The sequence below is a fragment of the Luteococcus japonicus genome, from assembly GCF_003752415.1.
In the GTDB taxonomy this organism is placed as follows: Bacteria; Actinomycetota; Actinomycetes; order Propionibacteriales; family Propionibacteriaceae; genus Luteococcus; species Luteococcus japonicus.
The window spans coordinates 32,810-56,926 of the sequence record NZ_RKHG01000001.1; the positions used below are offsets into that span (position 1 = coordinate 32,810).

Sequence of the window (24,117 nt, forward strand, 5' to 3'; positions counted from 1 at the left end):
AGCCGAGGGCGCCGGGGTCACCAGCCGCGGCCGAGCCCGGAGGCGCGCACCGCCGGGGAGTCGATGGCCTTGCGGACCGCCTCTGCCTCGCCGACCAGCCGGACCCCGTGACTGGCGCGTGTCACCGCCGTGTAGAGCAGTTCCCGGGTCAACAGCGAGGACTCGGCCGGCGGCAGCACCACCGTCACGTGCCGGAACTGGCTGCCCTGTGCCTTGTGCACCGTCATCGCGTGAAGGCTGGTGACCGCATCCAGCAGAAAGGGCGAGAAGATCCGGGACTGGTGCGCACTGCCGATGGCGGCGCGCACGCCGCCCGTCGTGTTCACCACGACGCCGGAGTCTCCATTGGACAGCTCCAGGTCCCGCAGGTTCTGGGTGACCAGCAGCGGCCGGCCGAGGTACCACTCGCCGCCACTGCCATAGCCCTCCACCTCGCGACGCAGCGCGTCCTCCACCATCCGACCCCACCGGGTGACCCCCCAGCGCCCCTCGCGGTGCGCGCACAGGAGGCGGTGCTCGTCCAGCGACTCCAGAGCGGCGGCAACATCACCATGGACGGCCGCCCGGTGCACACCCTGCCCGGCGTGCAGGACCTGCTGATGCACCTCGGGCAGGTCCTCGAGCCGCAGGCCACCGGCGTGGGTGTTCACCAGGGAGACGTCGCCGCCCGCGGCCAACAGCCCCAGGGCGGTCTCGGTCTGCCCGGTGCGGATCGCCTCCGCCAGGTCCGCGATGCCGCGCCCGAAGCGCCAGGTGTGGGTCAGCACGGTGACGCTGCCGCGGTGACGACGGCAGGCATCGGGCAGTGCCGCGGCCCGCACCAGATCGGCCAGCACCGCGCCGGCGTCCACCGAGGTCAGCTGGTTGGGGTCGCCCACCAGAACCAGCCGGGTGTCGGGCCGCAGACTCTCCAACAGACGAGCCATCATCGGCAGCGAGACCATGGACATCTCGTCGACCACCACCACCTGGTGGGGCAACGGATTGGCCGGTCCACGCCCGAAGCCCCTGCCGGGGCCCCGCGCGTCCAGCAGCTTGTGAAGGGTGGACGCCGAGGCAATCCGGGGCCGTCGCATGCCGGCCGGAAGCTCCGCCAGGGCCTGGTCGACGGCCTGCTGCAGACGGGCCGAGGCCTTGCCTGAGGGAGCCGCCAAGGCGATCCGCAGGTCCGTGCCGGACGTCGCCTGCAGCACCGCCAACAGCTTCGCCACGGTGGTGGTCTTGCCCGTCCCCGGGCCACCGGCCACGACGCTGGTCCACTCCAGGGCGGCGTGGCGGGCGGCTTCGCGCTGGAAGTCTGCCTCTCCGGCGTCCAGGCCATGCCCGTCGAACAGTGCGCCCAGGACATGCTCGAGCTGCTCGGGATCCACCGCGGGCACGGGTTGGGCGGCGCGCTCGTCCAGCCGCTTGCGCACCGTGCACTCCTCGGCCCAGTAGCGCTCCAGGTAGAGCAGGTCATCGGCCAGCCGCAGCGGGCGTTCGTTGATGCCGATGTCGAAGCCGTGGGCCACCAAGGTGCTCTGGCACAGTCTCTCAAGCCATTGCGGGGGGTCCGGCCAGGGCAGGGCGTCGACGTCGGTCTCCGGATCCCGCGCGAGGTCCAGGGCCGGGTCCAGCATCTGCTCGACCACGCGCTCCCGCAGACCGTCGAGGTCCAGGCAGACCGAGCCGAGCCTCAGGGCGCGCACGGTCAGCGCGGCGGCCAGCAAAACCTGCTGGTCGGTCTCACCGCAGAGCCGGCCCAGCGTCTGGGCGACGTGCACGTCGGGCGCCAGCAGGACCCCGGCGAGATTGAACTCCTCCAACAGGCCGTCGGCGGACACGACCTTCTCGAGGCGAGCCATCACAGTCCTCCCACCAGGTCCGAGCAACGCTCCACCAGCGCGGTGCTGGGAAGCCAGGTGAACACGCCGCACGGCATGCCGTCCACGACGGGGGTTCCCTCGCCGGCCATGCCGCGCACGAAGAGGTAGCCGACACCACCCAGGTGGATCTCCGGCCGGTAGCCGGGCAGTCGTTGGCGCAGGAATCGGTGCAGCGCGACGCAGTAGAGCAAGGCCTGCAGCGGGTAGTGCGCCTCGATCATGGCCACTCGCATCGCCTCGGGAACATAGTGCCGGCAGGTGAGCTGCTCGCCCTCGGCGACGGGGATGCGGTTGGTCTTGTAGTCCACCACCCAGAAGTGCTGGCGGTCATCGCCGGTGGTCCGCAGTACGGCATCGATGGAGCCGGTCAGGAAGCCATGGAGCGTCTTGTCGGCCACGTCGCTGGCGGCCAGATGGGCCCCGTAGCGGGCGGCGAAGGCGTCGTCTCCGGTGAGGGCGGGATCCTGCAGGGCCGTGGCGATGTCGGCAAGGTTGGTGAGCCTGCCGCCCCGGGTGCTCGGGCCCATCGGCAGCTCGAAGTCCAGCTCCGCCAGCCAGTCGGTGGGAGGGATGTCGCGCAGCCGCAGCCCGTCGGCCACCCGGCCCAGCGGAGTCTCGATCACCTGCACCAGACCGTCGGCCAGGACCTCGGCATCCAGACCGTCGACGGGTAGCCGCTGAGCCAGGTGGGCGATGTGGCCGGCGATGTCGGCACGCAGGGTGGGAGATGTGGCGTCGGTCATCTCCAGGACACCGTGCACCAGGCTTCCGAACTGGGTCCCTCCGGGCAACGGGGCCAGGGGAGAGGCGGTCGCGTCGGGCGTGGTGCCGGCAGCCGGCCCCTCATCCAGCGCGGCCTCGGCCAGGGCATCGTCCAGCACCAAGTGAACCACCGGGTCCTGTCCGATCTCCACCTCGTCGAGCCCGGCCTGTTCCACCGGGGCGATGCGTTGGCCGTGCACCTCATGGGTGAGTCCGGAATAGGAGGTGCGGCGCCAGGTCTGGTCCACCTCGCGGGTGAAGCTGCGCGCAGCCATCGTGGAGTGGCGGCTGGGGGCCAGCTCCCGGACCCGTGGCGGAGCCGGCTCCACGGCAACCAGCTGCACCAGCCGACGGTCCAGGCCGGGGACGTCGGTGGGATCGGCGGGCAGCTCATAGGACAGCTCGGGCGTGGTGCCCGGCCGACGAGGCCCCTGCAGCAAACGGTGCAAGGGGGAACCCTGGGTATTGGTCTTCGTGGGCGCCCACCACATCACGAGCCGGGACTTGGCGCGGGTCATGGCCACGTACAGGGTGCGCAGTGACTCGTCGGCCTCCTGGTGCTGGCGGAAGCGCTGGCGGTGCTGCCACTGGGCATCGACACCGACGTCCAGGACCCGCTCACCGTCCAGGTGCAGCACCGTCGGTTGGCCCGCACGCGCCTCCTGGTGCGGCATGTTGGCGGCCTCGGGGAGCAGGACGACGGGGAATTCCAGCCCCTTGGCGCCGTGGATGGTCATGATCTGCACGCAGGAGGCATCGGTCTCCAGCCGACGGGTGCGGTCGTCGTCCTGGCCGTGCTGTGCCTCCTCGATCCGGTCGGCGAGCCATTCGGTGAGGGCCAGCGGGCCCAGCTCGTGGCGCACGGCGGCCTCATTGAGGAGCTGGGCGATGTGGCGCACGTCGGTCATCAGCCGCTCCCCGTCGTGATGAGTCAGCAGCCGGCGGTAGAGGTCGGTCTGGTCACACAGGGCCTCGAAGACGGCCGGGACCCCCTGTGCATCCAGGATCCGGCCCAAGGTCTTGACCTGCACCGCCAGCTCGGAGACCGATCGCGTGCTCGCCCCCTGCCCCTCGTCGGCGGCGACGGCGGCAGCCAGCTCCGCTTCCTCCCACCCCACCAGGCAGGTCAGGGCGGCGCGCTTCATGGCCTGCGTGGAGGGATCCACCAGGGCGCGGAGCAAGAGCAGCCAGGAGGTGGCCGCCTCGCTGGTCATCACACTGCTGGCACCTCCGAAGACGGCATTGACGCCCATCGACTCCAGGGATCGCTTGACCTGTTCCCCCCGCCGGTTGGTGCGCACGAGCACAGCGATGTCGCGGGCCTGGACGGGACGCCAGCCCTCACCCTCCTGCACCTGCCACCCGTCCTCGAGCAGGCCGACGACCTCCCGGCACAGGTCGGCATCGACGGCACGGGCACCCGCGGTCGCGCCGTGGCCGCCGCGCGGAGCGCCGGTCAGGCACCGGACCTTCACCGCCGGGGACGAGGAGGGGCCCGCGATCCTCGGGTTCGTGTGCCGGGCCGTGACGGGGCGGGCGATGATCTGGTCGGATCCCATGGCGGCCTGCGCGAAGACCTCCAGGACGCCGTCGACGACGGCGGCATCGCTGCGGTGGTTGCTCGGCAGGGTGAAGACCTCGTCGGCCTCGCGCACTGCCTGGAGGTAGGCGAAGACGTCGGCACCCCGGAAGGCGTAGATGGCCTGCTTCGGGTCGCCGATCAGCACGACGGCGGAACCTTGCCGCACGAAGGCCTCGCGGACGATCTCCCACTGCACCGGGTCGGTGTCCTGGAACTCGTCGATGAGCACCAAGGGGTAACGGCTGCTGAGCATCTGGCTTGCCAGGGCGCCGGTGCGGGGGTGTACCAGCGCGTCACGCAACCTGCTGACCATGTCGTCGAAGGTGTAGATGCCGCTGCGTCGCTTTCGCAGGTCGAACTGGCGGCGGACCTCCGTGGCGAAGTCCACCCGGTCGCGCGACAGGCCGGTGGCCTCCACCGGCACGAGGCGGGCATCGGGTTCGCGCAGCGCCGCCCGGCCCACCTGGCGATACTGGTCCCAGGTGGCGAGTTTGCCGGGTTGGGAGGCCTGGCCGTTGACTTCGCGCGCCAGGTAGACGTCGCTGATCACCTGGCGGGCAAGGTCGTCGACATTCTGCACGAAGCGGGTGGTGTGGTCGTGGTCCACGAGCAGTCCCAGCCCACTGAGCATCCGGGAGCAGAATTCGTGGGTGGTGGCGATGGTGGCCGCGTCGATCTCCGCCAGGGCTGACCGCACCCGCTGCATCCGCTGCACCACCTCCTGTGTGGGGGCCTGCACGAGCAGGGCATCCACCTCGTCGAGGGGAACTGTGCCATGCTCCAGCCAAGCGGCCAGTGCGGCCGCCGTGGACCGCAGCCGCGCGTGCACCCGGTGGCGCAGTTCGCTGGTGGCGGCCCGGGAGAAGGTCACCATCATGATCTGGTCCAGCCGGTGGTGGCCCTCGGCGAGGTAGCGGACCGCGAGCGCGGTGATGGCATAGGTCTTGCCGGTGCCCGCGGAGGCCTCCAGCACGCAGGTGCCGGTGGGCAGGGGGCCGCACAGGTCGAAGGGCTTCATCGCAGGTTCCCCACGCTCAGGTGCTCGCGAAGCGGGGCGAACAACCAGTCGGACAGGTTCTCGAAGCGCGACGGGCCGGGCAGTCCGGGGTCGGACGGCTCGCCGGGGATCCGCCGAAGGGCATCCAGATCGTCGGTGATGAAGCGGGCCCAGTCGGCGTCGTGCTCGAAACGGAACTCCCGGGCGGCCTGGGCCTCGGGGTCGTGGTTCGGGAAGGGGCGTAGCGGCGTGACGCGGTGGAAGATCGAGGCCGCCTTGACCGGGAGCGGCACCAGCCGCTCGAGACCCGCGCTGCGTACCGCGACGAGTTGGTCGAGCGTCTCGACGCACCACGGCTGCGGCGGTGCGGTGAGGATGGCGATCGCATCCCTCCCGATGTGGACCGCGCGCCAGCCCACGGCCGGTGCCGGCCGGGTGGCAGACAGCAGCAGCAGGTCGAACCAGGCCTGCAGCAGGTGCACGGCACTGGTGCGGGAGAAGGCATGGCTGACGATGCTGACCTCCTGCACCCGGACGCGGCCGGTCAGCAGCTGCCCGCTGGGCAGGTCCAGCAGGCAGTCGACGTCCTGTGCCGGGGCTTGGCGTTCCCGCATCGCGGAGTTCACCACCTTGGTGACCGCCGGCATCAGCCGGTCCAGGGTGCGAGTACCGAGTTGGCCCGGGGGCAGGTCTCCGCGCAGCCGTTCGGCGGCGGCCACCTGTGCGGGGTCCAGGCCGTCGAGTGCCAGGCGGACCATCCGGTCTCCCAGGTTCCAGTCCTGCAAGCCGCGTGGGTCGATCGGCAGTTCATCCTCGAGGCTGTCCGACCACTGCGTCATGGTCACGCCGATCCGCCGTCGCAACAGCTCGGCGGCCGGATTGCGGTAGAAGACCAGCAGCGCACTGATGTCCAGCGGCTCTGCCGCGCTGTCCGTGCCCCCGGAGCCCAGCCGAACCTGCCACAGCGCAGGCTGGGGGGCCGGTGGCTGGTCGAGCAGCAGCTCCCGCGCCTGGGCGCCCGCCAGGGCGGCGGTGTCGAAGCTGAAGGGCGGTTCGGTCCCGGCGCCGTGGAAGTTGACGGCAGACTGGGGCTGCAGTGTGTGCTGGTTGACGGTCAGCTGTCCGGGGGAGCAGGCGGCGGCCAGATCCACCACGGACACCGGTCTGGGCACCGGCTCGTTGGTGCGCGGGGTGAAGCCCTGGTGCACCACCACGAGCTGTTCGCTGGCCGCGGCGACGGCATCAAGCAGCCGGTCACGGGACCTGCTGCGGGGGTCCAGTTCCGGATCGGGCTCGCCCCACAGGGTGAGGTCGTCCCCGTCGAGACCGGGCCGGGCGGGGAAGCGCTGGTCGTCCAGCCCCAGGACCGCCACGACGGGATGGGGGACGCCCCCCAGGTCGTCGAGGCCGCAGACGAGCAGCGACCCGTTGCCGAAGTTGGGACGGCCCGTGCCGGTGCGCAACAACTTGTCGAACAGGGCCTGGACATCGCCCAGCCCCAGCGGCGCGGTGCGTTCGACGGTGAGGTCGGCCAGGTCCGCCAGCTCGCTACGCGCCCGGGTCAGCTGCCAGGCATCGTCGGTCTGGGTGGCGGTCAGCAGGTCCAGGGCCTCGTGCAGACGGCCCACCCACTCGGGGATCGGCGCGGGTACACGCCAGTCGGCCACCAGCTTGCGGGTACGGGAGACCACCTCGGCCAGCATGCCGGCCGCCATCACGTCAGTGGAGTCCACCTGCTCCACCGGCAGGGCGGTCCCCAACCAGTGCAGGGGCTGCGGACCCATGGCGATACCTGTCAGGATGCGCTCGACCCCGGCCAGCCAGGTGGACTGGCGCACCTGGCCCAGACCGAACTCGGCCCGGTGACGCCCGTCCAGACCCCACCGCACGCCGGCCTGGGAGACCAGCCGCTGGATACGGTCCAGGTCGTCATCGGCCAGGTCGAAGCGGGCACGGACTGGGGCGGAGCCGCACAGTTCGACCAGGTCCTGGGCACTGGCCCGGTCTCCGGCCAGGTGCAGCAACAGACGCAGGGTCTCCAGTACCTGGTTGGGTTGGGTCAGGGAGCCGTCGGCGATCTGGACCCGGAGCCGGTGTCCTGGATGCAGGCTGCGGCCCAGAAGATCTGGGGCGAGGCAGAAGGCAGCGCGCACCAGGGGGGCGTAGGTGTCGAGGTCCGTGCAGGCCACCACGACATGGCGCGGCTCGAGGCCGGGATCCTCCTCGAGGAGGCCGCACAGCACTTCCCGCAGCACCTCCACCTGACGGTCTGGGCCGTGCGATGCGTGCACCTGGACGCGGGCGGGCAGGGGTTCGCCCTGCAGGGTGCTGCCCACTCGACGCACCCGGGAGGCCACAGCGGTCCAGCGTTCGACCGCGGTCGTGGTGGCCCGGCCCCACTGTTTCACCAGGGTGCTGTCAGGGGCGGCGACGTGCTGCCGGACCACCACGGGCATCCGTCGCGCCAGGGCCACCACCAGCTCGCGGTCCAGCGGATCACAGGACGCCGGGTTGACCACCCGCAGCACAGGGTCATCCAGCCCGGTGGGACCATCCGTGGCGAGCAGACGACAGAGCTCGTCGTGGCGCGACACCGGGTCTGGCTGGTCCAGAAGGTCCCGCACCCGTCGCCAGATCATCGGTTGCCAGTGCGCCGACTCCGCCAGAGGTCCCCCGTCCGGCCCGACGAGTTCGCCCGTGCTCCAGCGACGCAGCAGTGAGGGCAGTTGCCAGGAGTAGCGCAGCAAGAGGCGGGAGATACGGTCGGCCGTGGCCAACCGACGGCCTGGCCGAGGAGCGACGACCTGTCCGGGCGAGCCGACGCTCACGCCGAGGTGTTCCGCGATCGGGACGAACCACGGCTCGTCGACGCTGGCATCCATGACGTCCAACACCGCCAGCGCCAGGCCACGCGGCCGCCACTGGTCGGTCCCGGCATCGATGCCGAGCAGCCCTTCCTCGAGCCGGCGCCTCACCTGGCGCAGACCCGCGAAGTCCACACCCGCGCAGATCCCGCCGCCGCGTACGGCTAGTTGCTGGGACAGGTCCCGACGGGCCGCCGGGGCATCCAGCACCACGAGCCGTGAGGCGAAGGGATCGGCCGGGGGCTCGGCCAGCTCGCCGGCCAGGTCCCGGACCAGGGATTCCCAGTCCGCACACAACACCAGCTCCAGGCCGGGGGAGGGCACCATGGTTGACTCGTCTGCGCTGCTGTTCATCGTGGTCCACAGCCTAGAGGTCGCCTCCGACAGTCTTGTCCTTCCCAGAGGATGTCGGGGGCCACGGCTAAGGTGTGCCCCGTGCCCAACCCCCTGCATCCCGACGCCGTCCTGGAGGCCCTCGACCCTGAACAGCGGGAGGTGGCCACCACCTTCGACACCCCGGTTGCGGTGATCGCCGGTGCGGGTACCGGCAAGACCAGGGCCATCACCCACCGGATCGCCTACGGGGCACTGACGGGGACACTCGACACCCGCAGTGTGCTGGCGGTCACCTTCACCACCCGCGCCGCGGGGGAGATGCGCGCCCGGCTCCGCCAGCTGGGCGCGGGCAATGTCCAGGCCCGTACCTTCCACTCCGCCGCGCTGCGCCAGATCCAGTTCTTCTGGCCCAAGGCCTATGGCGTCGAACTGCCCGAGGTGACCGACCGACGCATGGGCCTGGTGGCGGAGGCGGCCTCCCGGTGCGGCCTGAAGGTGGACACCGGGCTGTTGCGGGACCTGATGGGCGAGGTCAGCTGGGCCAAGGTCTCCAATGTCACCGCCGGTGACTACCCGGCCATCGCCCGAGCTGCCAACCGCACCCTGGCCGGCGCTGACCCCGAGATGGTGGCCAAGGTCTTCACCGCCTACGAGAGGGTGAAGCGCAACCGGGGTCAGATCGACTTCGACGACATCCTGCTGTGCACCGCGGCGCTGCTCGGGGAGCACGAGCAGGTCGCGGCCCAGGTGCGGGGCCAGTACCGGCACTTCGTGGTCGACGAGTACCAGGACGTCTCACCCCTCCAGCAGAGCGTGTTGAACCTGTGGTTGGGCGAGCGCAGGGATCTGTGCGTGGTGGGCGACCCCCACCAGTCCATCCATGCCTTCGCCGGAGCCCGGGCGGACTTCCTCACCGGCTTCGCCGCTGCGCACCCCGGCACGAAGGTGGTGCGGCTGGTGCGTGACTACCGCTCCACCCCCCAGGTGGTGGAGCTGGCCAACCGGGTGATGGCCCCCCGCGGCCGACGGCCGGAGATCGGCGCCCCACTCGGCGGGGTCCAGCTGGTGGCCCAGCAGCCGAGCGGTCCCGCGGTGGAGTTCGGCTCGCACCCGGAGGAGGCCGACGAGGCCCGCACCATCGCGCAGTGGCTGGCAGCCCGGAATGCCGACGGCGTCAAGTGGCGGGAGATGGCGGTCCTCTTCCGGATCAATGCCCAGTCCCCGGCCCTGGAGGCGGCACTGAGCGAGAAGAACATCCCCTACCTGGTGCGGGGCAGTGAGAAGTTCTACGAGCGCACGGAGATCAAGCAGGCCTTGGCGCAGCTGCGCGCGGCCGTGCGCGCAGAACCCGAAGGCCCCGGGCTGCCCCTGCTCAAGGATGTCCTGGCCGGGGTGGGCTGGTCCGCCGAGCCGCCCGAGGGTTCGGGATCGGTGCGCGAGAAGTGGGAGTCGCTGAACGCGCTGGTGGAGCTGGCCCGCGACATCGCCGTGGAGAACCCCGAGTTCGGCCTGGTGGAGCTGGTGGGTGCCCTCGCCGAGCGCGCGGCCCTGCAGCAGGCGCCTGTCAGCCAGGGGGTGACGCTGAGCACGCTGCACGCGTCGAAGGGCCTCGAATGGGATGCCGTGTGCCTGTTCGGGATGCAGGAGGGCACGCTGCCCTTCGTACTGGCCACCACCGACGAGCAGCTGGCCGAGGAGAAGCGGCTGCTCTACGTCGGGATCACGCGAGCCCGCCGGCACCTGCGGATCTCCTGGAGCCGGTCCCGCAGCGGAGGGCGGGGCAATCGAGGTCCGTCGCGCTTCCTGGACGGGCTGACCCCGGCCGCGCTCGCCCAGCAGGCCCAGGCCGCGGCAGTGCCGAAGCGGCGCAGCATGCGCAGTGCCCAGTCCCAGACCTGCCGAGTGTGTGGCAAGGGCCTGGTCTCGGGCGCCGAACGAAAGCTCGGCCGCCACACCGATTGCCCCTCGGACTACGACGAGGCGCTGCTGGCCCGGCTGAAGGCCTGGCGCAAGGCCATTGCGCAGGCCGCCAGCATGCCGGCCTTCGTGATCTTCACGGATGCAACGCTGCTGGCCATCGCCGAGCAGGAGCCACGGGACGAACGCGCCCTGCTCAAGGTCTCCGGCGTCGGGCGTACCAAGGTGGACCGGTACGGCGAGGCCCTCTTGGCCATCGTCGACGGGCGTACCCCAGAGGGCCTAGAAGAGGCCCTGTTCGAGCAGTGAAATCCCTGGCCAAAAAATGGTTGCGGGAATCTTGGCCCAGACCGTAGTGTGAAGGCACGAACTCACGCGGAGGGCCCGCGTGAGGTGAAGGACGAGAGGAGGGCAGTCGGGATGATCAACAACTACTTCGAGATGGTTGCCGGATGGCAGACCACGCCGACCGCCCTGGGCGACGGCTACGTCCCCTCCGCGTCCAAGCGCGAGCGCGCCGCATCGAGCGTCGCCGGCAATCACCTCGTCACCCCCTCCCCGCACCACAGCGCCTGAGCCAGAACTTCCTGCCAGGCCGTGACCACGGGGAAACCCGGAGTCACGGCCTTCTTAGTGTCCCGGGGCCCGCATCCACCAGGCCTTCCAGGAGTTCCACACATGAGCAGCACCCTTCTCGCTCGTCTCGACGAGTGCTTCGGCGACGCCGCCGATGAGATGCTTGCGCCCACCAGTCCCGCGGCGTGCGCCGACGCCGAACCCACCCAGTTCTTCTCCGATGACATGGTGGTGGTGGAACGGGCGAAGGCCATCTGCGCCACCTGCCCCGTACGGGAGCAGTGCCTCGCCGGAGCGTTGGAGCGGGCCGAGCCCCACGGCGTGTGGGGCGGTGAGCTCTTCGACGCGGGCCGCGTCATCGCCCGCAAGCGGCCTCGGGGGCGTCCGCGCAAGCATCCCCGTCCGCAGGACGTGGAGCGGGCCGCCTGATCACGGGCTCCAGACACAGCCGCAGTCGGGGTGGGCCCGGAAGTTCACCTCGCGCTGCTGTGGGTAGTGCAGGTCCACCAGCTCGACGCGTCCCTGCCAGTGCTCCGCACGGGCGAGGCTGCGGGCAAGCCAGCCCACCTCCAGCACGGTCCGAGCGGCCACCCACTGCAGCAGTGTCGGCTGGGGCCGGGCCTGGGCCCGGTCGAGCTGGGACAGGACCGCGGGCCACTGCGGATCGTGCCGGGTGCGTGCCAGGTCCTGACAGCCCACACAGGGCGTGCGCCCCGGCATGACCAGTGGGCCGATCCTGCCCACGTCGCGGTGGCAGCCCAGCACCATGTGCGTGAGGTCGTGCCGGACGAGCTGTTCCAGCAGCCAACGGTCGGCCTCCGCCCGGCCCGGTGCCACCAGTACGAGATCGGTTCCCGCCGAGGCGAGGTCCATGGCGGAGGTGGCGGCGCGGACCTGTACCCGGTGTCGGGGCCGCAGGGCCCGTACCAGGGCGTCGGCGCCGGTTGCGTGCGGGCTGGAGGGCCAGATGAAGGGATCGGGCGGTTGGGGATCCAGCACCTGCAATTGGGTGGCGCCGGCACGCAGCAGGGCCTGGGCCACGGCTCGGGCCAGCATCCCCGAGCCCGCGACGGCCAGACGCAGCGAGGCGATGGGCGCTGCGGCCGGACCCTCCACGGCCAGCCCGCTGCGTGAGAAGAGCTCCACGAGGGCATCGAGCGAGCGTCGGCTTCCACGGGCGAGGCCCCGGGTCATGCGTTCGGGAGCGGTCCAGCCGTCGGCGGAGGCCAGCCGGCGGTCCAGTTCCCCGTCGAGGCCGGCAATCTCTGCCCAGCAGGTGTCGTCCACCCAGTAGCGCACGGCCTCGCCGATCGGGATGCGCTCCGCGCGCACTCTGGTGTTCATGTCGTCGAGCCTCGCGCGGGCCGACCAGCCGGCACAAGGGCGGACAACACCCGGACAACAACCTGACAACACCGGTGCGGGCATACAAACAGGGGGCGGGTCAACAGACCCGCCCCCTGGATGATGTGCGTGAACTACGCGATCACTTGGCCTTGCCGAGGATGCGGTTCAGGTTGGTGCCACACTCGGGGCACTTGGCCTTGGCCATGCGGGTTCCCTTGTCGTTGACGACGACGTTGCCCGAGGCCTCACGCTTCGCCTTGCACTTCACGCAGTAGAACTCACCGCTGTAGGTCTCTTCGGCCACGATTTCCTCCTGGTTGATGTTGTCCGGCCGGCAGCCAATTGGATAGGCGGCCACCGGGCTCGACGTTCACTGTAGCCATGCCCACACAGCAATTCGGCAGAAATCCGGGCGGCGCGCCGCAATCGGGGCCAACAACGAGCTCATTTCGCTCACAGGAGAGGCCCTCGGCGATCAGGATCGTCTGCCTTCCCCTGCATGCGATCGACCGGCCAAGGGCCTCACGAGAAAACTAGTGCCGAGCCGGTGGCTAGTCAACCCCACGAGAGGAAATTGTCGGTGCCATCTGACACTGTGGAAGGCATGGGTGACAAGGCCGGACGACGCTCGGGCGGGCCGGGGGAGTTGGTGGTGGACGGGATCACGGTGGAGCTGCGCCGCAGTGCGCGTCGACGCAAGACCGTCCAGGCCCGACGCGAGGGCGCTCGCGTCGTGATGCACCTGCCCCAGGGCATGTCCGCCGCTGCGGAGCGGGAATGGGCCGAACGGATGGTCCGGCGTGTCGTGGGGCATGAGGCCAGGCGCCCGGCGCTGGAGGATCCCTCCGTGCTGGAGGAGAGGGCGGTGGGGCTTGCCCAGCGTCACCTGGACGCCGCGGCGGGCCGTCCGGTGCGCCCTTCCCAGGTGCGGTGGGTGACCAACCAGGCGCACCGGTGGGGCTCCTGCAGCCCGGACTCCGGGGTCATCCGGCTGTCACACCGGCTGCAGGCCATGCCGGACTGGGTCGTCGACTACGTGCTGGTGCACGAGCTGGCGCACCTGGTGGAGGCCAATCACACGGCACGCTTCCACCGGCTCGTCGCCCACTATCCGCAGGCCGAGCGGGCCAAGGGATTCCTTGAGGGATGGACGGCGGCCGGGGGAGGCAAAGGCGCTCAGGAGCCGGACTGACCGTCCTCGTCGGGTCGTTCCTCCGCCAGGAGCTTGGCCAGCTCGGCATCCAGGTCATCGGCGGCAGGAGCCGTGGTCTCGCCACTGACATAGCCGAGCGGGTCGTCCAGGTCGGCCGCCGTCGGGACCAGATCCGGGTGGTTCCACACCGCGTCTCGTCCACCCACACCGCGGTCGGCGCTCAGCGCGGCCCACAGGTTCGCGGCGTCGCGCACGCGCCGGGGACGCAGTTCGAGGCCCACAAGGGACTTCAGGACGTCCTCGGCGGGACCGCCGGCGGCACGGCGGCGACGTACGGCCTCGGCGAGTTGCGAGGAATTCGGCATCCAGCGGGCGGTGGCCTGGGCCACCACCTCGTCGACCCACCCCTCGATCAGGGCCAGCAGCGTCTCCAGACGGCTCAGGATCTCCACCTGTTCGGCGGACTGGGTGGGCTCGAAGAGCTTGCCCTGCAGGTTCTCCGAGATCTCGGCCATCTTCTCCGGGCTCAACTGCCCCATGTCGTCGATGTCGATGGCGCTTTCCAGCGCATTGGCGTCGATGGTGATCTCCCGCGCATAGTGCTCCACCAGCGCCATGATCTGCGGGGCCAGCCAACCCACCTGGGCGAACAACCTCTGGCGGGCGGACTCACGCAGCATCAGATAGAGCAGCACGTCCTGGTCCGTGACCTCCAGTCCTTCGGAGAAGGCCGCGACATTGGTGGGCAGTACCGCGGCGCGTGGCTTCAGGAGCAGCTGGAAGCCGATCTCGGATCCGGTCACCACCTCGGTGGAGACCTTCGCGATCGCCTGGGCGAGCTGCATGGAGTACATCGCGCCGGCGGCCTGGCGCAGCATGGGCTGCATCATCTGGCTGAAGGCACCGAGCTCGGGCGGCAGCTGTGGCGCCTGCGCACCCATCATGTCTCCCATCGCCGTGGCGATGGAGGACACGATCGGCTCAGTCACCTGCTCCCATGCGGGCATTGTCTGCTCGATCCACTCGGCGCGGCTCCAGCCGACGGCCGGGTGGGGCGACTGGCCGAAGTCACAGGCCTCGTCCAACCACAGGTTGGCGAGGCGTTCGGCGTCGGCGATCTCGCGCTGCTGCTGGCTGGTGATGCTCGGATCCGGGCCCAGGCTGGCGGCGATCTGCCGAGTGGCGTGCCGTGTCTGCTCCCAGTTCACGCCGGACGTGCTGGTCGACGCCTGGGTGAAGGCGCCCATCTGCTGCTGCAGCCGCCCCATCAACTGGTTGAGGTCGATCTGCCCATCGGTGCCCAGATTGATGCCCAGCTGGCGCAGCATCTCCGCCATCGGGTCCTTGGGCTGGTCGTCTCCGGGGGTTCCGGTCGGATCACTCATGGCCACCATTCAACCGCACGACGCAAGAGGCGTGGTGGCGTCCCTGTCGCGCCTCGCCCGGGAGCCTTGGGGCCTCACGATAGGGTGGCAGCCATGACGCGCCAGACCTGGACGGCGATTGCCTCCGCCATCTGCTTCGTGGTGCTGGCGTTGCTGCTGTCACTGCTCCCTGTTCCCTTCGTGGCCTGGGGTCCAGGACGCACCCTGAACCTGTTGGGCCCTGGCGACGCGGACCGGCCCGCCATCAAGGTCAACGGGCTCAAGACCTACCCGACCACCGGTGAGCTGCGGATGACCACGGTCTCCGTGACGCGGGTCGACTCACGGCTGAGCCTGCCCGAGGCCGTCTACGCGCATTGGATGCCCAAGCGTGACGTGTTGGCCCGTGAGGTCGTCTACCCCCACAGCAAGAGCGTGGAGGAGGTCAAGAACGAGGAGGTCGCCATGATGGACGACTCCAAGTCCGAGGCTGTCGTCGCGGCGCTGCGGGCGGCAGGACAGCCGGTGCAGGCCATGCCCCAGGTGCAGAGCGTCGGGATGGCCGGACCCTCCTACAACAAGCTCCAGCCGGGTGACCTGATCGAGAGGGTGGACCAGACCGCGGTGAAGACCCCGTCGGAGGTCTCGCGCCTGATCTCGCGGCATGCGGTGGGCGATCCCGTGCTGGTCTCCGTCGTGCGGGACGGCAAGAAGGAGGACATCACCATCACCACCGTCTCCTCCAATGAGGACAAGAAACTGGCGGTGATCGGCATCGTCACCGCCCAGGGCTACCGTTACACGCCGTCGGTCAGCTACGGGATCGATCCGCAGGTGGTGGGTCCCAGCGCCGGGCTGGTCTTCAGCCTGGCGATCTATGACCAGGTGACCCCCGGTGACCTGCTGGGCGGACGCAATGTGGCGGTCACCGGACAGATCAGCGCCGACGGGCGGGTCGGCTCCATCGGTGGCATCCAGGAGAAGGTGGCCGGGGCCGAGAAGGCCGGAGCCGAGGTCTTCCTGGTCCCGAGCGGCAACTGTGCGGACATCAGTGGCCTGGACAGCTCGATGAGCCTGGTGAAGGTGGGCACCTTGGCAGATGCCGTGGAGGCGCTCACCACTCTGCGCCGCACCGGCAGCACCAAGGACCTGCCGCACTGCTGACCGCAGTCCGGCATCGAGATTTCACGACAACGGCAGGAGACACGACCATGGCCGACGACCAGACCACTCCCGAGGTCCCCGAGGCGCTCGTCGCCGCCCTCGTGGAGATCGAGCACCACGTCGGCTCCCTGGGCTGGGAGCAGCCCGCACGGCTGTTCGCCCTGGTGCGTACCGTGGACCTGCTGGCCGCCGAACCCCAGCTGGCCGACCAGCTTCGGGTCACCAGCGACGATGCCCTGAGCTCCATCGAGCAGGACGACTTCCACGACGGCGAGGACCCGATGACGGCCCTGGCGAAGATCCAGTGGTCCGAGAATGTGCATGGCTGCGCGATGAGCCTGGAGCGCACCTTCCTGCCGACCGGTCTGGAGGACCAGATCCCCGAGGACCCGCAGGAGGCCGCCAGCTTCGTGGCCAACCATCCGCAGCGTCAGGACATCCGGGTCGTGGTCGGTGCACTGCGTGACGGGAGCTCCCACGGTGTGGCCCGGTTGGTCAGCCAGCCGGAGGAGTTGCTGGGTGGCCACGACCTGGTGCCTGCCCTGTCCCGCGCGCTGTCAGAGACCCTGAGGTGAGGTCATGAGCAGTCCGAATCCTCGTCACCCCTCGGGCCGGGCCCGCGAACCACGGCCCGCTCCCGCGGCGCGCCCGTCGCAGCCGTCCGGGCCGCTGGTGCGCATCATGGCCGGTCTCGGGGTGCTGCTGCTGGCCGTACTGGGATTCTCGCGGCTCTGGACGGACTGGCTGTGGTTCAAGCAGCTGGACGTCGCCCAGGTCTTCCAGACCCGGCTGGCCACCGGCATCCTGCTCTTCGGCATCTGCTCCTTCCTGATGGCCGCAAGCGTGGTGGGCAACCTGGTGATCGCCCATCGGCTCCGTCCGCGCACCCGCACCGGCGGCCTGCCCGCACTGGGTCAGGCGCGAGCCCTGTTCGACGCCCGCCATCGGGCGGCGATCCTGTCCGCGGCACTCTTCTTCGGCGTGCTCAGCGGCCTGAGCGGCTTCGCGCAGCGCGACGTCTTCCTGGCCTGGCGCCATGCGACACCCTTCGGTACCGTGGATCCGTGGTTCGAGAAGGACGCCGCCTTCTACGTCTTCGACTACCCGTGGTGGCGCTTCGTGCTGGGGCAGGCCTTCTGGATCGTGGGGGTCAGCGCCTTCCTGGTGGCGCTGGCGCATCTGGCGACCGGCGCGCTGCAGTCCTTCCAGGTGGTCACCACTCCCGGTGGCCAGACCCTGGTCACCCGTCGCCCCGGGCACCTGTCGGCGCAGGCGCAGTCCCACCTGTCCGTCCTGGCTGGTGTGCTCCTGTTGCTCTACGCCGTCGACTGCTGGCTGGACCGCTTCGGCTACTCGATCACCAACAACTGGCTGTTCACCGGCGTGGGCTATGCGGACCTGCACTCGCGGGTGGTGGCGAAGAACATCGTCGCGATGATCTCCGTGCTGTGCGCGGTGCTCTTCTTCGTCAATGCCCGGCTGCGACGATGGTCCGTGCCGGTGGTGGCCGTGGTGCTGATGCTGGTCAGCGCCGTGCTCGTGCAGGGGATCTATCCCACCGTGGTGCAGCGCTTCGACGTGCAGCCCAAGGGGCCTGCGCGGGAGCGCTCCTACATCGAACAGAACATCGCCGCCACCCGGACCGCCTATGGTCTGCACGGGGTGGAGATGACCGAGAACTACGACGTCACGACCACCGCGTCGGCCGGGCAGTTGCGGGCCGATGCTGAGGCGCTTCCCGGCATTCGCCTGATCGATCCGGGCCTGATCGGTCCCACCTTCGAACAGCTCCAGCAGGTCCGCGGCTACTACTCCTTCGCCGACGTGCTGGACGTGGACCGCTACACCATCGACGGCAAGGCCACCGATGCGGTGGTCGCGGCGCGCGAGATCAATGCCGACGAGATCCCGGACCGCAACTGGACCAACCTGCACACCGTCTACACCCACGGCAACGGGGTGGTGGCCGCCTACGGCAACCGTCGCCAGGCCAATGGCGAGCCGGAGTGGATCAGCCGGGACATCCCCACCGTCGGGGCCCTGGAGGAGACACAGTCCAGGATCTACTTCGGGGAACGCACCAACACCTATGCCGTGGTGGGGGCGCCGGAGGGATCGGACCCGGTGGAGCTGGACACTCCCGGTGGCGGCCGGTCCGGCGCCAACGAGACCCGCAACACCTACGACGGCAAGGGCGGTGTGGGGATCGGCAATCCGCTGATCCGGGCGCTGTACGCCATTCGCTTCGGTGACCCCAACCTGGTGCTGTCCACCGGACGCGTGAACTCCGCCTCGAGGCTGCTCTACGACCGCACACCCCGGGAACGTCTGCAGAAGGTGGCCCCATGGCTCACCCCGGACTCGGACGCCTATCCGGCCGTGGTGGACGGGCGTGTGGTGTGGATCGTCGACGCCTACACCACCTCCAACCGCTATCCCAACTCCAACCAGGTGGACCTGCGTCAGGCCACCTCGGACTCCCAGACCTCCACCCTGCAGCAGCCGCGGCCGGTCAACTATCTGCGAAATTCCGTCAAGGCCGTGATCGACGCCGGGGATGGCAACGTCCAGCTCTACGCGTGGGACGAGCAGGACCCCATCCTGCGCACCTGGCAGAAGGTCTACCCGGGCCAGGTGAAGTCGAAGAAGGAGATCCCGGCGAGCATGCTGGAGCACATGCGCTACCCGTCGGACCTGTTCAAGGTCCAGAGGGAGGTGCTGACCCGCTACCACTCGACCAATCCGGACACCTGGTTCCAGAAGTCGGACCTGTGGGAGGTGCCCAATGATCCGGTGGCGCCCGGGGCACGCAAGGAGGCCCCCAACTATCTCTCGATCCGGTGGCCGGGGGACCAGCAGCCCGTCTTCAGCCAGACCTCGGTGCTGGTGCCCAAGGGCCGCGAGACATTGGGCGCCTACATGGCCGTGAACGCCGACGCCTCGAGCTCGGACTACGGCCGGCTGCGCATCCTGAAGTTGTCCGACCGCAAGCAGGTGGCGGGGCCCGGGCAGACCTTCAATGCGATCGGTTCTGACGATGCGGTGGCCACCAAGCTGAGGCCCTTCATGATGCAGGGGTCCGCGCAGGCCCACTTCGGCAACCTGCTGACCATCCCGGTGGGAGGCGGACTGCTCTACGTGACCCCGGTCTACACGCAGCAGAGCACCACCAGCGGTGCCTACCTGGTGCTGCGTTTCGTCGTCGTGCGCTTCGGTGAACAGATCAGCATCGGCACCACCCTGCAGGAGGCACTGGACACGGTCTTCAAGGGCGACGCAGGTGCCTCGACGGGTGAGGGCGACCAGCCCCAGACGTCGAAGACCCCCGCGCCGAGCGCCCCCGCGAAGGGGGAGCAGGCGGCCCTGAAGCTGCTCGACGAGGCCTCGAAGGCCTTCGCTGCGGCGGATGCGGCTCTGAAGAAGGGCGATCTGGCCACCTACCAGAAGCAGCTGGACCTGGCCCGACGCAAGATGTCGGCCGCCGAGACCGCCCTGAAGTGAGCGGTTCCGGCGCCGGGCTCACAGCACCATGCTGCTGACCTCGTAGCCGGCGGCCTCCAGCTGGGGGCACAGCGAGTCCGCGTCGCCCACCAGCACCACGTGCTGGTTGTCCTGGCGCACGATGCCGCGGTAGGCCTCGCTGGCGCTGGCGGCGCCCACCTGCCCGACGCGGGTCAGGTGCAGGTTGACGAAGTCCGGTTCCCAGCCCGACGCGGCCAGTGTCGCTGCTTGGCTGGCGATGGCGCCCGCCGTGTCATAGCGCAGCGGCGCAATGCCCATTTGCTGGTTGACGGCGTCGGCGATCTCGTCCGCGGTGAAGTCCTCGTCGAGCGCCATGATCCGCAGCGTCTCGTCCAGGGCCTCGGTGGTGACCTCGGTGCGCACGCTGGCGCTGACGGCCCAGGTTCCAGACAGGCGGGCAGGGGAGACGGCGAAGTGGACGCCGTAGGTGAAGCCCTTCTCCTCGCGCAGCACCGTGTTGAGCCGGCTGCCGAAGCTGCCGCCCATGGCCGTCGCCGCCACCTGCAGCGGCGCGAAGTCCAGGCTGGTGCGGTCGACGCCGATGCCGCTGACCCGGATCTCGGTCTGCACGGCACCGGGGACATCCAGCAGGTGCACGATCCGACGGCCATCAGGGCTGTGTGTCGGCACACCTGCCGGGGTCGGGATCACGTGCAGGGCCGCGCCGCTGACGCTCCCCCAGTCACCGAAGGCGGAGTCGACGAGTTCGTCGGCGCCCTCTGGAAGGTCGCCTGCCAGCACCAGGGTCGCGCCGTCGGGACGCCAGTGGCGGTGGTGGAAGCCCTGCACCAGGTCCGGGGTGACGGCCGAGACGGTAGCGGCCATGCCACCTTGGGGGCGGGACTCGCGGCTGGAGGCATCGAAGAGCACCCGTCGTACGGCCAACGCCGCCAGCGACGGCGGGTTGACCATCGTTTGCTCCAGCTCGGCGAGGCGCAGCGCGACGTGACGTTCGACGTCGGTCTGGTCATAGCGAGGGGAGCGGACGATCTCCGCGAACAGTGGCAGGGCGCTCTCCAGACGGGTGCTGGGCACGTCGACGGAACAGATGGTGGCGCTGGCCGAGGCGCCACCATCGAAGGCCGCCCCGGACGATTCCAGGGCGTCGACGAGGCTCTGGCCGGGGTGCTGTTCGGTGCCCTCGTCGCTGGTGCGCAGGGCAATGGTGGCGATGCCTTCCAGCTCGGGGATCTCCAGCGACAGCGGGATGTCCAGCACCAGGGTGGCCGTCACGACGTGCTGTCCGGGCAGGTCGAAGCGCCACACCCGCAGGCCATTGGGCAAGCTTCGTTCGGTGGGCTGGGGGAAGTTCCAGGGGGTGGCTGCCGTGGTCTCGGGGCGTGGGTTGGCCGCGCTGCTCATGCCTGCTCCTTCGACTCGATGGTGGGCGACTCGATGGTGGGCGTCTCGATGGTGGGCGTCTCGGTGTCTGGTTCAGGTGTCTGGGTGTTGTAGTAGAGGATGCTGCGGGCTTCCGGCGCGAGCCAGGTGCGCACCGCGGCCTGGACATCCTCTGGTGTCACGTCCAACATCAGGCGCAGGTGCTCGTTCAGCTGGGTCGCGTCCCCGTGGAGCGTGGCGAAGGCGCCCAGCTGGTCGGCGCGGCGGTCGATCTGGGCCAGCTCCCCGAGCCATTCCCTTTCATAGGAAGCGTTGGCCCGGTCCAGTTCCTCGGCGCTGACACCCTCGTCGGCCATCTGCTGGATCTGGTCGACGATCTGCGTCTCCAGTTCGTCCAGGCTGTGCCCCTGCCGGGTGCGGGCGGAGACCAGCGCGAGACTCGTGCCCTGGGCCAGGTCGAACTGGGAGCCCCCGACGCCCTCGGTGGTGCCCGTCTCACGGACCATCACCTTGTGCAGGCGGCTGGAGGGGCCACCGGCCAGGATCGCCAGGGCCTGTTCGACGGCCAGGTGGTCGTGATGGTCGATCGAGGGGGTGCGCCAGCCCAGGTGCAGGGCCGGGCGGGGAACGTCGCGCACCACCTCCAGGCGTGGCAGCCCCTCGTGCGGTGGCAGCCGGTCGGCGGCATGGCGTTCCGGGGCGGGGAGGGCGGGCAACTCCCCGAAGTACTTCTCGGCAAGCGTGAAGGCCGTCTCGCGCTCGATGGCCCCCGCCAGCGTCAGGACGGCATTGGAGGCTCGGTACCAGGTGGCGAAGAAGTCACGCACCTCGTCAAGGCTGGCGGCATCGAGGTCTTCCATCGCCCCGATGGTCGTGTGCCCGTAGGGGTGGTCAGTGGGGAAGTTGAGCGCCAGCAGCAGGTGCAGCTGGTCTCCGTAGGGGACGTTGTCGTAGCGCTGGCGCTTCTCCTCCTTGACCACTTCCCGCTGGTTGTCGAGGTTCTGCTGGCTCACGTCGAGGCTGGCCAGGCGGTCGGCCTCCAGCCACAAGGCCAGGTCGACGGCACCGGGCGGCACGGTCTCGAAGTAGTTCGTGCGGTCGAAGCTCGTCGTCGCATTAACGTGGCCTCCGACGGCCTGCAGCGCGGACAGGTGCTCACCGCTGGCAACCCGCGCCGAGCCCTGGAACATCAGGTGTTCGAACAGGTGCGCGAAGCCGCTGCGGCCCGCCACCTCGTCGGCGGATCCCACGTGGTACCAGAGGTTCACGGCGACGGCGGGGGAGCTGGGATCGGGATTGACGACCACCCGGAGCCCATTGGGCAGGGTGCGCTCCTCGATCGTGTACTGCAGCGTCAGTGCTTGTGGCATGCCCCCCAGCGTGCCACAGGCGCGCCACTTGTGGCGGGCGCTCCGCCGGGAGCGAAGCCGGCTCAGCGCCCGTCGACGACGCGGGCCACGAACTTGTGGAGGTTGGTCTGCAGCCGCAGGACCCGTCCGTCGATGTCCAGGGTCTCCTGCGGCTGGACGCGGCGGGGCTGCTTCAGCTTGCGGGCATAGAGCGAGCAGGCCAGGTCCGAACACATCGCAGCGCCCACGGTGTTGCCCTCACGGCCGCGGGTTCCGGCTCGCTTGGCGCCCATCATGGCGACGTCGGCGCTGGGGTGGAAGGTGTGGCACAGCGAGCACATGCCCTGCTTGTTGGAGGCGAGCCGCTCGGTGGCCTTGAGGGCGATGGCAATGACCTCGTCGCCGCGCCACAGGGCCAGGCCCCCGATGGTGGTGGAGGCTGGGTCCCGCCAGCCCAGGAAGTCCAGGTTCTCCCAGTCGGTCTGGCCGAGGTTGGTGGGCAGGTTCATCCGCTTCGCCTCTCCCTTAGTGCAGTTCACGAGGTCGGCGCGGATCTGGTCGGTGGTCAGTTCAAGCACTGTGCGACCCTATCGGGTGCATTGGCTGGCCGGTGCATGCGGAAGAATGGCGCAGTGCCTGCTGACTCCCTCACCGCCCGCCTGTCCACCCACCAGTCATTGCTGTTGGGATCGCTACTGTTCGGGCTCTTCTTCGGGGCGGGGAACCTGATCTTCCCCATCTCGATGGGACTGACTGCGGGATCGTCGGTGCTTCCGGCGACCCTCGGCTTCCTCGTGGCCGCCGTGGGGTTGCCCATCCTCGGTGTGGTGGCCTCCGCCCTTGCCGGGACCGTCAGCCTGCACGAACTGGCCTCGCGGGTCGCGCCCTGGTTCGGGGTGCTGTTCACCTGCGCGTTGTACCTGACCATCGGCCCCTTCTTCGCGATCCCGCGCACGGCGACGGTCTCCTACGAGATGGCCTTCGGCGGCACCCTGTCCGACGGAGCCGGCCGCTGGGCGCTGGCGGGCTTCACGGCGGTCTTCATCGCCGTGGCCCTGGCCGCGGCCATTCGTCCGGGCAAGCTGCTGGACTACGTGGGCAAGTGGCTGACCCCGGTCTTCCTGGTGCTCCTGGGGCTGCTGCTGGTGGTGGCCCGGCTGGGTTCGGGCAGTGCCGCCCCGGCCGCGCAGGGGCCCTACGCCACCCACGCGCTCAGCCAAGGTGTGCTCGATGGCTACAACACGATGGATGCGCTGGCCTCCTTGGCCTTCGCCATCGTGGTGATCGAGGCGGTGCGTCGGTTGGGCGTGACCCAGCCCCGACGGATCGCCATCGAGGTCGGCCGGGCCGGTGTGCTGGCCGCGGTCGCGATGTGCGTGATCTATGCCGCCCTTGCCATCCTGGGTTCTCGCTCGACGCACGTCGTGGCCCGTGACGCCAATGGTGCGGTGGCCCTGTCCCGGGTGGCCAGCGAGTCCTTCGGCGGCATCGGCCACCTGCTGGCCGCCCTGATCATGGGCGTGGCCTGCCTGAAGACCTGCATCGGCCTGCTCACGGCCTGCGCGGAGATGTTCCGGACCATGTTCCCCGGCAGCCTGTCCCAGCGCGGGTGGGCGACGGTCTTCGCGGTCGTCTCCTTCGCCGTGGCCAATGTGGGGCTGGACACCATCATCAAGGCGGCCGTCCCGGTGCTGGTGCTGCTCTACCCCCTGGCCATCGGCATCATCGTGCTGGGACTGCTCGACCCGTGGGTGCGCCACCGGCCGTGGGCCTATCGCCTGACCATGCTGGGGGCAGGTGTGGTCTCGCTGCTCTTCCTGCTGGCAACGCAGGCCGGTGTGCCCGCGGGTGTGGCATCTGCGGCGTCCGCGGCCGGGGGAGTGCTGCCCGGTTTCGAGCTGGGCTTCGGCTGGATCCTGCCCGCCCTGATCGGGCTCGTGGCTGGGATGGCCCTGCCCAGGCGGTGAGGCCTACGCGC

Annotated in this window: 17 protein-coding genes; 8 read left to right on the forward strand and 9 right to left on the reverse strand. The window is 69.8% G+C overall.

What is annotated here, in order from left to right; genetic code table 11:
* Window positions 1-17: 17 nt before the first annotated feature.
* From recD to EDD41_RS16455, 3 genes are read right to left on the reverse strand one after another with little or no spacing between them, the layout of a single operon-like run.
* A complete protein-coding gene (gene recD / locus EDD41_RS00135; protein WP_094764971.1) occupies window positions 18-1,844 on the reverse strand; it encodes an exodeoxyribonuclease V subunit alpha in 1,827 nt (608 codons plus the stop codon).
* The gene (locus EDD41_RS00140) at window positions 1,844-5,227 is read right to left on the reverse strand and encodes a UvrD-helicase domain-containing protein (RefSeq protein WP_123574580.1); all 3,384 of its coding nucleotides are present in this window, start codon (window positions 5,225-5,227) and stop codon (window positions 1,844-1,846) included. The genes recD and EDD41_RS00140 overlap by 1 nt, the downstream gene beginning before the upstream one ends.
* On the reverse strand, window positions 5,224-8,424 hold the full coding sequence (locus EDD41_RS16455; protein ID WP_170165165.1) for an exodeoxyribonuclease V subunit gamma: 3,201 nt from the start codon (window positions 8,422-8,424) through the stop codon (window positions 5,224-5,226). The genes EDD41_RS00140 and EDD41_RS16455 overlap by 4 nt, the downstream gene beginning before the upstream one ends.
* A gap of 51 nt (window positions 8,425-8,475) precedes the next feature.
* On the opposite strand from EDD41_RS16455, the gene EDD41_RS00155 reads away from it, so the two are divergent.
* The 3 genes from EDD41_RS00155 (at window position 8,476) to EDD41_RS00160 (ending at window position 11,328) form a co-directional block, all read left to right on the forward strand.
* Window positions 8,476-10,632, forward strand: a complete 2,157-nt coding sequence (locus EDD41_RS00155) for an ATP-dependent DNA helicase UvrD2 (RefSeq protein WP_123574581.1) — start codon at window positions 8,476-8,478, stop codon at window positions 10,630-10,632.
* A 111-nt stretch (window positions 10,633-10,743) separates the two neighbouring features.
* On the forward strand, window positions 10,744-10,899 hold the full coding sequence (locus EDD41_RS16675; RefSeq protein WP_170165166.1) for a hypothetical protein: 156 nt from the start codon (window positions 10,744-10,746) through the stop codon (window positions 10,897-10,899).
* 102 nt (window positions 10,900-11,001) lie between these two features.
* A complete protein-coding gene (locus EDD41_RS00160; RefSeq protein ID WP_370597002.1) occupies window positions 11,002-11,328 on the forward strand; it encodes a WhiB family transcriptional regulator in 327 nt (108 codons plus the stop codon).
* Here the strand turns inward: EDD41_RS00160 and EDD41_RS00165 are convergent, their stop codons facing one another.
* Together EDD41_RS00165 and EDD41_RS00170 are read right to left on the reverse strand one after the other, a co-directional pair.
* A complete protein-coding gene (locus EDD41_RS00165) occupies window positions 11,329-12,243 on the reverse strand; it encodes a hypothetical protein (protein ID WP_123574582.1) in 915 nt (304 codons plus the stop codon).
* A 142-nt stretch (window positions 12,244-12,385) separates the two neighbouring features.
* Entirely contained in the window at window positions 12,386-12,550 is a 165-nt protein-coding gene (locus EDD41_RS00170) for a DUF5679 domain-containing protein (RefSeq protein ID WP_094765022.1), read from the reverse strand.
* Between the two features lie 276 nt (window positions 12,551-12,826).
* Here EDD41_RS00170 and EDD41_RS00175 point away from each other — a divergent pair, with 276 nt between their 5' ends.
* Window positions 12,827-13,438 (forward strand): M48 family metallopeptidase, encoded by a 612-nt coding sequence (locus EDD41_RS00175; protein ID WP_245995470.1) that lies wholly within the window; start codon window positions 12,827-12,829, stop codon window positions 13,436-13,438.
* Here the strand turns inward: EDD41_RS00175 and EDD41_RS00180 are convergent.
* On the reverse strand, window positions 13,423-14,784 hold the full coding sequence (locus tag EDD41_RS00180; RefSeq protein ID WP_094765023.1) for a zinc-dependent metalloprotease: 1,362 nt from the start codon (window positions 14,782-14,784) through the stop codon (window positions 13,423-13,425). The genes EDD41_RS00175 and EDD41_RS00180 overlap by 16 nt on opposite strands.
* A 93-nt stretch (window positions 14,785-14,877) precedes the next feature.
* On the opposite strand from EDD41_RS00180, the gene EDD41_RS00185 reads away from it, so the two are divergent.
* Genes EDD41_RS00185 through EDD41_RS00195 form a run of 3 tightly spaced genes read left to right on the forward strand, consistent with a single transcriptional unit; the run spans window position 14,878 to window position 19,428 of the window.
* Window positions 14,878-15,927 carry a YlbL family protein gene (locus EDD41_RS00185; RefSeq protein ID WP_094764977.1) on the forward strand — a complete coding sequence of 350 codons (1,050 nt, stop codon included), beginning with the start codon at window positions 14,878-14,880 and terminating at the stop codon, window positions 15,925-15,927.
* Window positions 15,928-15,974: 47 nt separating this feature from the next.
* A complete protein-coding gene (locus tag EDD41_RS00190) occupies window positions 15,975-16,502 on the forward strand; it encodes a PPA1309 family protein (RefSeq protein WP_094764978.1) in 528 nt (175 codons plus the stop codon).
* A gap of 4 nt (window positions 16,503-16,506) precedes the next feature.
* Window positions 16,507-19,428: a UPF0182 family membrane protein gene (locus EDD41_RS00195; protein ID WP_245995471.1), complete on the forward strand. Its 2,922-nt coding sequence runs from the start codon at window positions 16,507-16,509 to the stop codon at window positions 19,426-19,428.
* Between the two features lie 18 nt (window positions 19,429-19,446).
* Here EDD41_RS00195 and EDD41_RS00200 read toward each other — a convergent pair whose 3' ends face one another.
* From EDD41_RS00200 to EDD41_RS00210, 3 genes are all read right to left on the reverse strand, one after another.
* The gene (locus tag EDD41_RS00200) at window positions 19,447-20,811 is read right to left on the reverse strand and encodes a M16 family metallopeptidase (RefSeq protein ID WP_094764980.1); all 1,365 of its coding nucleotides are present in this window, start codon (window positions 20,809-20,811) and stop codon (window positions 19,447-19,449) included.
* Window positions 20,808-22,160: a M16 family metallopeptidase gene (locus EDD41_RS00205; protein ID WP_123574585.1), complete on the reverse strand. Its 1,353-nt coding sequence runs from the start codon at window positions 22,158-22,160 to the stop codon at window positions 20,808-20,810. The genes EDD41_RS00200 and EDD41_RS00205 overlap by 4 nt, the downstream gene beginning before the upstream one ends.
* 62 nt (window positions 22,161-22,222) lie before the next feature.
* A complete protein-coding gene (locus tag EDD41_RS00210) occupies window positions 22,223-22,717 on the reverse strand; it encodes an FBP domain-containing protein (protein ID WP_123574586.1) in 495 nt (164 codons plus the stop codon).
* A 54-nt stretch (window positions 22,718-22,771) separates the two neighbouring features.
* Between EDD41_RS00210 and brnQ the strand changes: the two genes are divergently transcribed.
* Window positions 22,772-24,106 (forward strand): branched-chain amino acid transport system II carrier protein, encoded by a 1,335-nt coding sequence (brnQ, locus tag EDD41_RS00215; protein ID WP_211336534.1) that lies wholly within the window; start codon window positions 22,772-22,774, stop codon window positions 24,104-24,106.
* Window positions 24,107-24,117: the final 11 nt, after the last annotated feature.

Bases quoted from the DNA above. Each gene is read 5' to 3' on its own strand.
- EDD41_RS00155 (WP_123574581.1), top strand. From the start codon at position 8,476: ATGTCGGGGGCCACGGCTAAGGTGTGCCCCGTGCCCAACCCCCTGCAT.
- EDD41_RS16455 (WP_170165165.1), bottom strand. From the start codon at position 8,424: ATGAACAGCAGCGCAGACGAGTCAACCATGGTGCCCTCCCCCGGCCTG.
- EDD41_RS00190 (WP_094764978.1), top strand. From the start codon at position 15,975: ATGGCCGACGACCAGACCACTCCCGAGGTCCCCGAGGCGCTCGTCGCC.
- EDD41_RS00195 (WP_245995471.1), top strand. From the start codon at position 16,507: ATGAGCAGTCCGAATCCTCGTCACCCCTCGGGCCGGGCCCGCGAACCA.
- EDD41_RS00205 (WP_123574585.1), bottom strand. From the start codon at position 22,160: ATGCCACAAGCACTGACGCTGCAGTACACGATCGAGGAGCGCACCCTG.
- EDD41_RS16675 (WP_170165166.1), top strand. From the start codon at position 10,744: ATGATCAACAACTACTTCGAGATGGTTGCCGGATGGCAGACCACGCCG.
- EDD41_RS00140 (WP_123574580.1), bottom strand. From the start codon at position 5,227: ATGAAGCCCTTCGACCTGTGCGGCCCCCTGCCCACCGGCACCTGCGTG.
- EDD41_RS00165 (WP_123574582.1), bottom strand. From the start codon at position 12,243: ATGAACACCAGAGTGCGCGCGGAGCGCATCCCGATCGGCGAGGCCGTG.
- recD (WP_094764971.1), bottom strand. From the start codon at position 1,844: ATGGCTCGCCTCGAGAAGGTCGTGTCCGCCGACGGCCTGTTGGAGGAG.
- EDD41_RS00160 (WP_370597002.1), top strand. From the start codon at position 11,002: ATGAGCAGCACCCTTCTCGCTCGTCTCGACGAGTGCTTCGGCGACGCC.
- EDD41_RS00200 (WP_094764980.1), bottom strand. From the start codon at position 20,811: ATGAGCAGCGCGGCCAACCCACGCCCCGAGACCACGGCAGCCACCCCC.
- EDD41_RS00185 (WP_094764977.1), top strand. From the start codon at position 14,878: ATGACGCGCCAGACCTGGACGGCGATTGCCTCCGCCATCTGCTTCGTG.
- EDD41_RS00180 (WP_094765023.1), bottom strand. From the start codon at position 14,784: ATGAGTGATCCGACCGGAACCCCCGGAGACGACCAGCCCAAGGACCCG.